Here is a 13,456-nt window from a genome sequence, read left to right as displayed (position 1 = left end):
TTTCTCTCCTGCTCGTTTAAAAGAAACCAGTGATATCCATAAAAGATTTTCCGGCTTGGGCAAAGACTATTGGGGATAACTGCTGAATTTATCGATTGGCTATAATAAAGGGAGGCATTCTCATGGAACGGGATATTAGCAATCAGGACAATAGGGTTAACAGGAGAGTAAATGAAACTAGGAATATTCATTTAAAGAATATTAAGGATCAGGTTATAGTGATTACGGGAGCTTCAAGTGGAATTGGTCTAGTCACAGCTAGAATGGCAGCTGAAATGGGTGCAAAAGTAGTCGTAGCAGCACGAAATGAAGACGCATTAAAGGAACTGGTTAAGGAGTTACAGGAAAAGGGGCATTCTGCCATCCAAGTGGTAGCGGATGTCGGCAGAGAAGAAGATGTAAACAAAATCGCTGAGACGGCTATCAAAGAATTTGGTCATTTTGACACCTGGGTAAATAATGCAGGGGTCACTATTTATGGGTATGCAATGGATGTAAAGATTGAGGATATGAAACGAATGTTTGATACGAATTTTTGGGGTGTTGTCTACGGGTCAAAGGCAGCAGTGAGACATTTTCAAAAAAGAGGGGTTCCAGGCGCCCTTATTAATGTTGGAAGCCTCTTTGGGGATCGAGGGACGCTTATTCAATCGACCTATGCTCCTTCTAAATTTGCGGTGCACGGATGGACAGAAAGCTTAAGAATGGAGTTAGAAAAAGAAAACGTGCCGGTTTCCGTCACCCTGATTCATCCTGGGCGGATCGATACGCCTTACAACGAGCACGCGACAAGTTATTTGGATAACCAACCTGTACATATAGGAATGATTTACCCGCCCCAAGCGGTAGCGGAAGCGATTCTTTACGCAGCCGAACACCCAAAGAGAGACATGTATATTGGTTCGCAAGCAAAGGCTTTAATGGTTCTTGGTACCAACTTTCCTCGCATCACAGATAAATTCATGGAAAGGTTCGTGCCCCAAACCCAATATGACCCTAATCGACCGTCCAACCCACGTGAAGAAAGCAACTTATATCATCCAGGGTATGGCATGCACGAACGAGGAACGAATATCGGTTGGAAGCGGTCAGGAAGCATGTATGTGAAGGCTTCAAAGCACCCTGTATTGGTTGGTTTTCTCGCCGTTGGATTAGGGATATTGACTTTGGCTAAAATCAAACGAACCAAAAGGCTTAACGCAAAACCAATAAAACTCATGGAATGACCAAGCATGAAAAAAAGAAGATGCTTGCGCTTAATGGAATCAGCTTGAGACATGGTCTATTCTGAGAGAAATAACTTTGGGCGGATTTGGTGGAAAAGAGGATTAGCCTAATTACTATGGGAAAAGCCGAATATCGATCATTTTTGAAAAGTGTTATTAACAAAATAAACTAACAAACCGCTCCCTTCGAATTATTCGGCATCCTTGTCCCTTACTCTATATAATCCATGTTTTCTATCCACTTTTCTCATGAGCCATCTAGTCATATAATGAAGCATTGAGATTTTACTTGATAAAATTAAAAGCGTACAGACGGTGTACACTTTTTTATTTTGGCTTTTTATAAAACTTTGTTGCTCAATGGGGGAGTTGATTTGGAATAGACATGATACCTTTTTTAATACGAAATCATAACATGGAAATTAGGTGATTTGATTTACTTCTAAACTAATTGATCTGGGGGAAATCGATGAAACTCGAAAAATTAATTGCTGATGAGTTACAATCTATGTTTTTAGAGGATAGACTACCAGGACTCAAAGAAGAATATGTTAATTCTATTACAAGGGAATTAAGACTAGGGATCGTGACTCTTCCTGAATTAATACGAAAGGATCCCTTACTTAAACCAAACATATCTGATGCAAAGAATCGGGTTTTATTAAAAGACTACTATTAATGTTGTTAACCTCTTCTTAATGTGAGGGTTTCCGTTGTAAATAATTCTTACAATAAACAGGTTCATTCGTATGTGAATGAAACCTGTTGTTTTTATTTTTCCACCAATATTAAACCATTTCGTGCGGAAGGATGTTTTTTGGCTACCCAATCGGGGGTTTTCGGTTTTAGGATAACTTCCCTAGTTTATCGCAAAGATAAAGTCATTATCCTATGTTGTACTAGGGATTTAAAATGGTAAGAGTTTTAATAATAGACAGGGAGGATTAACGTACTAGAAGGCCATTGACGGTCCCTATAGATGAGTCTGGAATTAGTATCTGCGAGAATAAAAAATGTAAAATATTTTTATTGATTTACTAATAGGAATGGTGATATTTTTATTAAACCGTTTCAGATAGCAACAAAATATAACTCTTCGGAAAATACTTTTTAAATAAAGTATTGACGAGTTAGTGATTGTGTTATATATTAAGTATCCGCTGCTGATGACAGCGACTGCTCATTGAATTAAAATATATTAAAATAATATTTTACTTGATTTCATGAGTTATACGTGATATATTAATATATGTCGCTTCTGAGCGACGCTGATATGATTGTTCTTTGAAAACTAAACAAACAAGCGTCAACAAACAATATTTATCATGTTTCTTCTATTAATATAGAAAAACATGAGCCAACGTTTTATTTTATGAGCTAATCACTCTTTATTGGAGAGTTTGATCCTGGCTCAGGACGAACGCTGGCGGCGTGCCTAATACATGCAAGTCGAGCGAACCTAAGAAAACTTTGTTTTCTCTTGGTTAGCGGCGGACGGGTGAGTAACACGTGGGCAACCTGCCTGTAAGACTGGGATAACTCCGGGAAACCGGGGCTAATACCGGATAATTCATTCTCTCTCATGAGGGAATGCTGAAAGACGGTTTCGGCTGTCACTTACAGATGGGCCCGCGGCGCATTAGCTAGTTGGTGAGGTAACGGCTCACCAAGGCCACGATGCGTAGCCGACCTGAGAGGGTGATCGGCCACACTGGGACTGAGACACGGCCCAGACTCCTACGGGAGGCAGCAGTAGGGAATCTTCCGCAATGGACGAAAGTCTGACGGAGCAACGCCGCGTGAGCGATGAAGGCCTTCGGGTCGTAAAGCTCTGTTGTTAGGGAAGAACAAGTACCGGAGTAACTGCCGGTACCTTGACGGTACCTAACCAGAAAGCCACGGCTAACTACGTGCCAGCAGCCGCGGTAATACGTAGGTGGCAAGCGTTGTCCGGAATTATTGGGCGTAAAGCGCGCGCAGGCGGTCCTTTAAGTCTGATGTGAAAGCCCACGGCTCAACCGTGGAGGGTCATTGGAAACTGGGGGACTTGAGTGCAGAAGAGGAGAGTGGAATTCCACGTGTAGCGGTGAAATGCGTAGAGATGTGGAGGAACACCAGTGGCGAAGGCGACTCTCTGGTCTGTAACTGACGCTGAGGCGCGAAAGCGTGGGGAGCGAACAGGATTAGATACCCTGGTAGTCCACGCCGTAAACGATGAGTGCTAAGTGTTAGAGGGTTTCCGCCCTTTAGTGCTGCAGCAAACGCATTAAGCACTCCGCCTGGGGAGTACGGCCGCAAGGCTGAAACTCAAAGGAATTGACGGGGGCCCGCACAAGCGGTGGAGCATGTGGTTTAATTCGAAGCAACGCGAAGAACCTTACCAGGTCTTGACATCCTCTGACAACTCTGGAGACAGAGCGTTCCCCTTCGGGGGACAGAGTGACAGGTGGTGCATGGTTGTCGTCAGCTCGTGTCGTGAGATGTTGGGTTAAGTCCCGCAACGAGCGCAACCCTTGTCCTTAGTTGCCAGCATTCAGTTGGGCACTCTAAGGAGACTGCCGGTGACAAACCGGAGGAAGGTGGGGATGACGTCAAATCATCATGCCCCTTATGACCTGGGCTACACACGTGCTACAATGGATAGAACAAAGGGCAGCGAAGCCGCGAGGTCAAGCAAATCCCATAAATCTATTCTCAGTTCGGATTGCAGGCTGCAACTCGCCTGCATGAAGCCGGAATCGCTAGTAATCGCGGATCAGCATGCCGCGGTGAATACGTTCCCGGGCCTTGTACACACCGCCCGTCACACCACGAGAGTTTGTAACACCCGAAGTCGGTGGGGTAACTAAGAGTTTGCGGAGCAAACTTGCTTCGTAAGCATAGAGCCAGCCGCCTAAGGTGGGACAGATGATTGGGGTGAAGTCGTAACAAGGTAGCCGTATCGGAAGGTGCGGCTGGATCACCTCCTTTCTAAGGATAATGCCGTAAGGGCATTCGGAATGCGAATCTTTCGATTCGTAATGTTTGACAGCTTGTTTGTTTAGTTTTGAGAGTGCAATTCTCTCAAAGCTTTTTAATTTGTTCCTTGAAAACTAGATAATCGTAAGTAAGAAGGCAAAAGTAAAACACACATTTGTATCGCTTTTTTAATTTTTCTCTCTTTTAATAAAAAGAGAAACCAAAGACATGATTGTCTTATAGGTTAAGTTAGAAAGGGCGCACGGTGGATGCCTTGGCACTAGGAGCCGATGAAGGACGGGACTAACACCGATATGCTTCGGGGAGCTGTAAGTAAGCTTTGATCCGGAGATTTCCGAATGGGGAAACCCACTGTTCGTAATGGAACAGTATCTTTACCTGAATACATAGGGTATTGAAGGCAGACCCGGGGAACTGAAACATCTAAGTACCCGGAGGAAGAGAAAGCAAATGCGATTCCCTGAGTAGCGGCGAGCGAAACGGGATTAGCCCAAACCAGAAGGCCAAGCCTATCTGGGGTTGTAGGACACTCAACATGGAGTTACAAAGGAACGGGGTAAATGAAGTGGTCTGGAAAGGCCCGTCAGAGAAGGTAAAAACCCTGTAGTTGAAACTTCGTTCCCTCCTGAGTGGATCCTGAGTACGGCGGGACACGTGAAATCCCGTCGGAAGCTGGGAGGACCATCTCCCAAGGCTAAATACTCCCTAGTGACCGATAGTGAACCAGTACCGTGAGGGAAAGGTGAAAAGCACCCCGGAAGGGGAGTGAAAGAGATCCTGAAACCGTGTGCCTACAAGTAGTTAGAGCCCTGTGCATATTTCCTTCGGAAAATGCCGGGTGATAGCGTGCCTTTTGTAGAATGAACCGGCGAGTTACGATTACATGCAAGGTTAAGTCGAGAAGACGGAGCCGCAGCGAAAGCGAGTCTGAATAGGGCGAATAAGTATGTGGTTGTAGACCCGAAACCAGGTGATCTACCCATGTCCAGGGTGAAGGTAGGGTAACACCTACTGGAGGCCCGAACCCACGCACGTTGAAAAGTGCGGGGATGAGGTGTGGGTAGCGGAGAAATTCCAATCGAACCTGGAGATAGCTGGTTCTCTCCGAAATAGCTTTAGGGCTAGCCTCACGAAGTGAGAGTCTTGGAGGTAGAGCACTGTTTGGACTAGGGGCCCTCATCGGGTTACCGAATTCAGACAAACTCCGAATGCCAATGACTTATCCGTGGGAGTCAGACTGCGAGTGATAAGATCCGTAGTCAAGAGGGAAACAGCCCAGACCACCAGCTAAGGTCCCAAAGTATACGTTAAGTGGAAAAGGATGTGGAGTTGCTTAGACAACCAGGATGTTGGCTTAGAAGCAGCCACCATTTAAAGAGTGCGTAATAGCTCACTGGTCGAGTGACTCTGCGCCGAAAATGTACCGGGGCTAAACGTATCACCGAAGCTGTGGGTGGACATCTTACGATGTCCGCGGTAGGAGAGCGTTCTAAGGGCGTTGAAGCTAGACCGTAAGGACTGGTGGAGCGCTTAGAAGTGAGAATGCCGGTATGAGTAGCGAAAGATGGGTGAGAATCCCATCCACCGTATGCCTAAGGTTTCCTGAGGAAGGCTCGTCCTCTCAGGGTTAGTCGGGACCTAAGCCGAGGCCGAAAGGCGTAGGCGATGGACAACAGGTTGATATTCCTGTACCACCTCTTTATCGTTTGAGCAATGGGGGGACGCAGGAGGATAGGGTAAGCGCACTGCTGGATATGTGCGTCTAAGCAGTTAGGCTGGTAACGAGGCAAATCCCGTTACCGTGAAGGCTGAGCTGTGATAGCGAGGGAAATATAGTACCGAAGTTCCTGATTCCACACTGCCAAGAAAAGCCTCTAGCGAGATAAAAGGTGCCCGTACCGCAAACCGACACAGGTAGGCGAGGAGAGAATCCTAAGGTGAGCGAGAGAACTCTCGTTAAGGAACTCGGCAAAATGACCCCGTAACTTCGGGAGAAGGGGTGCTTTTTAGGGTGTTAAAGCCTTGAAAAGCCGCAGTGAATAGGCCCAGGCGACTGTTTAGCAAAAACACAGGTCTCTGCGAAGCCGCAAGGCGAAGTATAGGGGCTGACGCCTGCCCGGTGCTGGAAGGTTAAGAGGAGAGGTTAGCTCACGCGAAGCTTTGAATCGAAGCCCCAGTAAACGGCGGCCGTAACTATAACGGTCCTAAGGTAGCGAAATTCCTTGTCGGGTAAGTTCCGACCCGCACGAAAGGCGTAACGATCTGGGCACTGTCTCAACGAGAGACTCGGTGAAATTATAGTACCTGTGAAGATGCAGGTTACCCGCGACAGGACGGAAAGACCCCGTGGAGCTTTACTGCAGCCTGATATTGAATTTTGGTACAGCTTGTACAGGATAGGTAGGAGCCTTGGAAGCCGGAGCGCCAGCTTCGGTGGAGGCGTCGGTGGGATACTACCCTGGCTGTATTGAAATTCTAACCCGCACCCCTGATCGGGGTGGGAGACAGTGTCAGGTGGGCAGTTTGACTGGGGCGGTCGCCTCCTAAAATGTAACGGAGGCGCCCAAAGGTTCCCTCAGAATGGTTGGAAATCATTCGCAGAGTGTAAAGGCACAAGGGAGCTTGACTGCGAGACCTACAAGTCGAGCAGGGACGAAAGTCGGGCTTAGTGATCCGGTGGTTCCGCATGGAAGGGCCATCGCTCAACGGATAAAAGCTACCCCGGGGATAACAGGCTTATCTCCCCCAAGAGTCCACATCGACGGGGAGGTTTGGCACCTCGATGTCGGCTCATCGCATCCTGGGGCTGTAGTCGGTCCCAAGGGTTGGGCTGTTCGCCCATTAAAGCGGTACGCGAGCTGGGTTCAGAACGTCGTGAGACAGTTCGGTCCCTATCCGTCGTGGGCGCAGGAAATTTGAGAGGAGCTGTCCTTAGTACGAGAGGACCGGGATGGACGCACCGCTGGTGTACCAGTTGTCTTGCCAAAGGCATCGCTGGGTAGCTATGTGCGGACGGGATAAGTGCTGAAAGCATCTAAGCATGAAGCCCCCCTCAAGATGAGATTTCCCATAGCGTCAAGCTAGTAAGATCCCTGAAAGATGATCAGGTTGATAGGTCAGAGGTGGAAGCGCGGTGACGTGTGGAGCTGACTGATACTAATCGATCGAGGACTTAACCAAAACGAAAAGCGAAGGCTAGGAGCCGGAGCTGGACAACGTGATACAAGTTTTACTTTTACTTCTTACACATTATCTAGTTTTGAAGGAATAAAGATTTTTGCGCAAGCAAAATATCTATCCTTTAATTAAATAGTCTGGTGACGATAGCGAGAAGGTCACACCCGTTCCCATGCCGAACACGGAAGTTAAGCTTCTCAGCGCCGATGGTAGTTGGGGGTTTCCCCCTGTGAGAGTAGGACGTTGCCAGGCAAGATGAAAACACAGATTTGTTGTCTGTGTTTTTTTCAATACATTGAAATTATTTTGACGAAAAAGCGAGCTGTTCCCATGGATTGGGATAGCTCGCTTTTTGTTTCTCCATGAGGGATGAATGATGTCTTTTTGAACCACGTTGTCTCTAAAAAACTGTTACTAACCACACAAAATAAACAGTAGAAACATTCCTTTTTCTCCATGCTTTATAGATGCCCCGTTAGAAAATGAATTAATACGAATCTTCAATTTTTTTTACACTTACCGTCCATATAATTAATCGCTATTTTCTGACTATTTGGACTACAAAGGACTAGATACAAACGTCTCCTAATATACTAGGTACGAAAGCGTGGCCTATCCTAATTAAAAATCGAAAGGGGATTTGAAATGAATCGTAAATCGCTTCAAATTATTGACCTTAGTGCACCATTGGATAATCGAGCAAAGGAGCCATATCCTCCAGAAATTGAGTATGTAACACATGATCAGGGAGCAGAACAAGCTGCTGGGTTACTAGGGTTAAAGGCGAGTGATTTTCCGGACAGTCAAGCATGGGCTGTAGAAACGGTAAAACTGACAACCCATACGGGGACCCATGTGGATGCACCATGGCATTACGCAGCAAAAACGGCAGGAGAAAAATCACGAACCATTGATGAACTTCCACTTGAATGGTTTTATGGGGATGGAGTTCTCTTTGATTTTAGCGATAAAGAAGCAGGGTATGAAATCACTGTGGAAGACTTGGAAGAACAGTTAGCAGAGATGGACTACGAATTGCAACCTTATGACATTGTCTTAGTTCGAACGGATGCGGATAAACGTTTATTCGAGAACGATTATGCTAGTTCCCATGCGGGGGTCTCTGCAGAAGCAACAAGATGGTTGATCCAAAAAGGCATTAAAGTCATGGGGACAGATGGTTGGGGATGGGATATTCCGCTTCCAATGCAAGCAGCGGATTATAAACAGGATCCTCGTGAGGGCGTTCTCTGGGCGGCACATTTTGTTGGGAAAGAAGCGGAGTACTGCCAAATTGAGAAACTAGCAAACTTAGAAAAATTGCCAAAACGAACCGGTTTTACGGTAGCCGTTTTCCCTGTGAAAATTACTGGTGCCAGCGCAGGATGGGCAAGACCAGTCGCTATAATAGACTAGCGGGGAGGGGAAGTAGTGAATTTTAATGGCGTATTTCTTCTTTATTGTATCGTCTTTGTAGCCATTATGGTTGGAGTTGGATTTATCACTAGGAAATGGATCTCTGGTTCCAATGATTATTTTATCGCTGGACGCGAGATTGGGATGCTGACGAATATTTTTGGGGTCACTGCGATTGGCTTTGCCGGCACAATGATTACGTTGATCCCAAGTTTGGCGATAACTTCTGGAATTTGGGGAGCTCTGGGGTTTGGTCTTGTTTATAGTGTTGGGGGATTGGCCTTATATGGCTTGATTTTTGCTAAGTATATCCGTAGGTCTGGCGCTCATACCTTATCGGAATGGCTAGAAATGCGATTTGATGCGCGTACGAGAACATTGATTACAATCGCTTCAATGCTTGGTCTCTTAGGGATTATGGCGAATAACGTTGTTTCAATGGCGATTGTGACCACAGGTTTTACAGGGTGGTCATTGATTGGAACACTAAGTAGTATCTTCTTTATCTTTTTGCTCTTTACGTATATCGGAGGGTTCTGGGCTGTTACCTTAACAGATTTCATTCAGGTGTGCATAGGGATGATCGCCTTACCTGTTTTATTGATTACCCTTATATCGAAGTTCGGTGGGGCGAGCTTTTTGGATCAGAACTGGTCGGGGAATCTAGGGTATTGGACACATGGGCAAGCAGATAGCTCGTTAGCCGTTTTCTCCTTGCAATATCCCAGTATACTGACATTCTCAATCCTTTTCGCCTGTTTTTTAGTTTGGGGGAATAATTATTACTGGTTGCGTGTTTCGTCTACAAGAAGTGAACGGACAGCGACCTTATCTTATGTATTTGGAGCACTTTTCCTGTTAATACCTGGAATTATTTTGGCCTTTATCGGTGTCTACGCGAGCTCGGTTTTTCCAGATTTCTTTGCTCCATATGGTGAAGGAAATCCAACGGCTGCATTTGGGGTTGTTTTGCAAGCGGTTCCAATCGGAGTCGCAGCGTTAGCCTTACTTGGGGCGTTGGCCGCCTCGATTTCGACCTCAACGACGGCACTTATGGGAGCATCTAGTACAGCTGTACGAGATTTGTACCAGCGTTATGTGAGGCCGAAGGCAACTTCAAAGCAGTTAACAGTTCCATCTAAAGTAATAACGCTTCTTTTAGGTTTATTGGTATGGCTGTTATGCTTTTATCCTGGTGGGCCGCTTTACTTATTTGCCTTTTCAACTGCTTGGCTCGGACCGCCATCCGTTCTAGTCTTTCTTGGAGTTTGGTGGAAACGAACCACCGTTCAAGGGGCATTTTACGGTGCGGTATTAGGGATTGTTGTGCTCGTTACTTTTACATTGTTAGATTTATTTGGCATCTTTAGTTTGTCTGCCTACACCCATGTAGGAGTCATCGGATTAGTGGTGACGGTTCTAGCAACAGTCCTAATCAGTTTGGCTACAAAACCAAGTTACTATGCTGAGAAAGGCTGGAATACGATTTTAAAAGATGTAGAGAGTACGACCTCCGCTAGTGATCAGGAAAAATTGGTCATCATGTACATTCATTTAGGTTACAACACCATGGCTGAAATTAGTGATCTGTTAGGGGTAGATTCTTCAATTAGTAATCAATTGATTGAATCACTAGATATAAAACAGCTTATTCAAAGAAAAAGTTATGTTGGTTCAGGTTTCTATACGTTTACCTTAACAGAGCGTGGGTTATTGCTGGTGGAATTAACGGAAAAGGAACAGGAGCTTGCTGAGGATGGCATTTCCATCGATGATTTGGTTTTCCTCAAGCAATTGGAGCATGGCCAGGGTGCCCTGAATCGCTATCTAAAAGAGAAAGATTTTGATTCATTAAAGGCTTCTGTGATTCTAGCTAAACTCATTCGCCAACACTATCTCAAAGAATCTGGGATTATCAGAAGAAAAGTAGAAATTACTCTAAGTGGTCGGGATCTTTGTCAAAAGCATCGACATTATCATGCCTAAGAAATCGTGAGAGGAATGATTTTTTTGAAGTTAACAACCTTTTTCAATAATAAAGGAGAAAAACGAGCTGGATGGGTTGAGAACAATAGAATCTACGATTGTTATGAAACTAGTAACGGAGATTTGCCAGACAATGTGCTTGAATTTATTAAAAATCACGAAAGGTACCTACCGAAATGGCAGCAATTAAAGGGGAATGGTGCTGGCGGTTTCGAATTGAATCAGGTTACGTTAACAGCGCCGTTGCCGAATCCTCCTAGCGTTCGTGATTTCATCGCTTTTGAAGAACATATGGTCAATGCCGGAAAACGTGTTGGCTTACCTGTTGCACCTGAATGGTATGAGATTCCTGTGTTTTATTTTTCGAATCATTTGGCTATTCGCGGTCATAATGAAGAAATTGAGAGGCCGCCGTTCTGTCATTGGCTAGACTATGAATTAGAGATTGCTTGTGTAATAGGGAAGGAAGGTAAGAATATTCAAGCAGATGAGGCAGAAGACTATATCTTTGGGTATACGATTCTAAATGATTGGTCGGCAAGGGATTTGCAATCCAAAGAAATGAAAGTCGGGCTTGGACCAGCGAAAGGAAAGGACTTTGCCAATTCGATTGGCCCTTATATCGTCACAAAGGATGAACTCGAGTCATACCGGATGGGGGAGCGTTATGATTTAAACATGACCGCAAAAGTAAATGGGAAAATCCTTTCAGAAGGAAATTTTAAAAATGTCTATTATACGTTTGGGCAGATGATCGAACGGGCAGCACAGGGGGTTACCTTATATCCAGGAGACATTATTGGTTCCGGTACCGTCGGCAAAGGGTGTTTGTTAGAACTAGGTCCAGATGTTCAACGATGGTTAGAACCAGGGGATACGGTAGAATTGGAGATTGATGCAATAGGAAAATTAACAAATAGGGTTATATAAGTGAGAAAAAGGCTGTTCAAGGTGGGACACAGGGGACAGGTACCGTGTCCCGTTAGGTTATTAACAACAGGACTATGAATCCAGTCCCCATGACTCATTATTTCAGCCTCTTTCTTAGGGACAATGTACCTGTTCCCTTCGTCCCTGTTTGGACTATGAACTAAACCCTCAATCCCGGTCAACCACTTTAAACGGTCGCATCATATCATAGTCTTCGTGCTCTAGGATATGGCAGTGGTAGACATAATGTCCTGTATAAGGAGCGTACTTTCCGATTACCCGCGTCATCTGGCCGGCTGGGGCAGCTACTGTATCCTTCCAGCCTCGTTCATATGGTTGTGGAGGCTGTGGTGCTCCTGTGAAAATAATTTGGCCATCCTCGTTATATCGATCCAAATCAAAAGGCTGTCGTTCTAGGATTTGAAACTGAATTAAATGAATATGCATTGGGTGTGTGAAGTTTGTTGTGTTCATAAACGACCATACTTCTGTTGAGCCTAATTGTGGCGTGATCTCAATCGGGTCATGCCATTTTTTATTATTGAGTAACAAAAGGGGCCTTCCAAATTCATCTGATGAACTCATTAACTTAACTACTCTATTGGAGGTGATTTTATTATGCTTTAAAGAACGAAAATCCGATAAGATCTTCGGAATCACACTTGTATCTTCTCCAGTTAAAGACTTTGTCACTTTAAATTTCATTACCTCATTTGTTTCGTCATCTGGACTAGCATTTTCTCCAAGGTCATTTTTTAAAATGATTTCTTTTCCTTTCATTTTGGAAAAATCAATAATGACATCGATTCGCTCAGAGGGTAGCATTGGAATTTTATCCACCGTTGTCGTTCTTCTTAAAAGTCCTCCATCTGTTCCAATTTGATAAAAGGGGTGACCAGTATCAAGATGCAATTGATAGGATCGTGTATTTGATGCATTTAAGATTCGAAATCGATATTTTCTTGGCTCAACCTCTAAATAGGGCCATACTTTTCCATTCACTAAAATGGTGTCGCCTAAAAAAGCAGGTACAATCGATGGATTAGGGAGGTTTTCAGCGGCATTGTCAGGCTGTCGCGGATAAGATAAAGAACCATCAGAGTTGAAAGAACGATCTTGGATGATTAATGGAATTTCATATTCCTTGTTTGGAAGATTTAATGAATCCTCACATTTATCACGGATAATATATGGTCCCGCTAGGCCAGCATAGTTATTCAGTCTTGTAAGGCCCATTGCATGGTCATGATACCAAAGCATGGTAGCCCGCTGATGATTTGGATATTCATATACTTCTTGTTCAAAAAATGGACCTACTTCTTCAAAGTCTCTCGTAAACCATGCTTCAGGATATCCGTCACTTGGGGGAGTGGTTTCTCCTCCGTGCAAGTGTGTAACCGTTCGAACCTCAGGTAAATCGTGGACATGAAAGGATTTGTCAACAGGAAGGAAATGTTTTCGCGGAAGGTTGTTCATCCATTTGACTTGAATGGGTTCCCCCTTTTTTACCTCAATTGTCGGTCCTGGTACTTGCCGTTTATAGCCCCATAACCTTGTGGGAGGTAAATCCCGATGAAGCTTCTGTTTAAACTCCTCCATCTTCATCTCATAATAAGGACCATCTTTTGTGAACCTTTTTGGCTTCAACGTCTCTAAAATGGGTAAAGGATCAACAAATTTCTTCAATTTCTTATCCATGTGTTTCGGATGCATGTTTACCACCTCTATTTCATTCGTTACTA

6 protein-coding genes and 3 rRNA genes are annotated in these 13,456 nt (G+C 44.7%); 8 read left to right on the top strand and 1 reads right to left on the bottom strand.

Annotation, left to right across the window (positions count from 1 at the left end; all coding sequences use genetic code 11):
- Positions 1–116: 116 nt before the first annotated feature.
- The 8 genes from LG336_RS15325 to LG336_RS15290 all read left to right on the top strand — a co-directional run bounded on the left by LG336_RS15325 (position 117) and on the right by LG336_RS15290 (position 11,714).
- Positions 117–1,226 (top strand): SDR family oxidoreductase, encoded by a 1,110-nt coding sequence (locus LG336_RS15325; RefSeq protein ID WP_404333180.1) that lies wholly within the window; start codon positions 117–119, stop codon positions 1,224–1,226.
- A 469-nt stretch (positions 1,227–1,695) separates the two neighbouring features.
- Positions 1,696–1,905 (top strand): hypothetical protein, encoded by a 210-nt coding sequence (locus LG336_RS15320; protein WP_404328360.1) that lies wholly within the window; start codon positions 1,696–1,698, stop codon positions 1,903–1,905.
- Between the two features lie 709 nt (positions 1,906–2,614).
- Positions 2,615–4,196, top strand: a 16S ribosomal RNA gene (locus LG336_RS15315).
- Between the two features lie 230 nt (positions 4,197–4,426).
- Positions 4,427–7,385: ribosomal RNA gene (locus tag LG336_RS15310) — 23S ribosomal RNA — on the top strand.
- Positions 7,386–7,518: 133 nt separating this feature from the next.
- Positions 7,519–7,634 (top strand): 5S ribosomal RNA (gene rrf / locus LG336_RS15305).
- Together the 16S, 23S and 5S rRNA genes form the textbook arrangement of a ribosomal RNA operon.
- Before the next feature lie 393 nt (positions 7,635–8,027).
- Positions 8,028–8,798: a cyclase family protein gene (locus LG336_RS15300; RefSeq protein ID WP_404328359.1), complete on the top strand. Its 771-nt coding sequence runs from the start codon at positions 8,028–8,030 to the stop codon at positions 8,796–8,798.
- A gap of 15 nt (positions 8,799–8,813) precedes the next feature.
- Positions 8,814–10,784, top strand: a complete 1,971-nt coding sequence (locus tag LG336_RS15295; RefSeq protein WP_404328358.1) for a sodium:solute symporter — start codon at positions 8,814–8,816, stop codon at positions 10,782–10,784.
- A gap of 15 nt (positions 10,785–10,799) precedes the next feature.
- Positions 10,800–11,714, top strand: a complete 915-nt coding sequence (locus LG336_RS15290) for a fumarylacetoacetate hydrolase family protein (RefSeq protein ID WP_404328357.1) — start codon at positions 10,800–10,802, stop codon at positions 11,712–11,714.
- A gap of 168 nt (positions 11,715–11,882) precedes the next feature.
- On the opposite strand, the gene LG336_RS15285 is transcribed toward LG336_RS15290, so the two are convergent.
- Positions 11,883–13,412, bottom strand: a complete 1,530-nt coding sequence (locus LG336_RS15285; protein WP_404333179.1) for a multicopper oxidase family protein — start codon at positions 13,410–13,412, stop codon at positions 11,883–11,885.
- Positions 13,413–13,456 lie beyond the last annotated feature (44 nt).

Source organism: Mesobacillus maritimus, from assembly GCF_044803185.1.
GTDB lineage: Bacteria > Bacillota > Bacilli > Bacillales > Cytobacillaceae > Mesobacillus_B > Mesobacillus_B maritimus_B.
The sequence above is the reverse complement of the archived record's forward strand: the minus strand, read 5'-3'. Positions and strand labels throughout refer to the sequence as shown.

What these genes read in the sequence shown, in the direction of transcription:
- LG336_RS15320 (WP_404328360.1), top strand. Translation starts at nt 1,696, where the DNA reads ATGAAACTCGAAAAATTAATTGCTGATGAGTTACAATCTATGTTTTTA.
- LG336_RS15300 (WP_404328359.1), top strand. Translation starts at nt 8,028, where the DNA reads ATGAATCGTAAATCGCTTCAAATTATTGACCTTAGTGCACCATTGGAT.
- LG336_RS15290 (WP_404328357.1), top strand. Translation starts at nt 10,800, where the DNA reads ATGATTTTTTTGAAGTTAACAACCTTTTTCAATAATAAAGGAGAAAAA.
- LG336_RS15285 (WP_404333179.1), bottom strand. Translation starts at nt 13,412, where the DNA reads ATGGATAAGAAATTGAAGAAATTTGTTGATCCTTTACCCATTTTAGAG.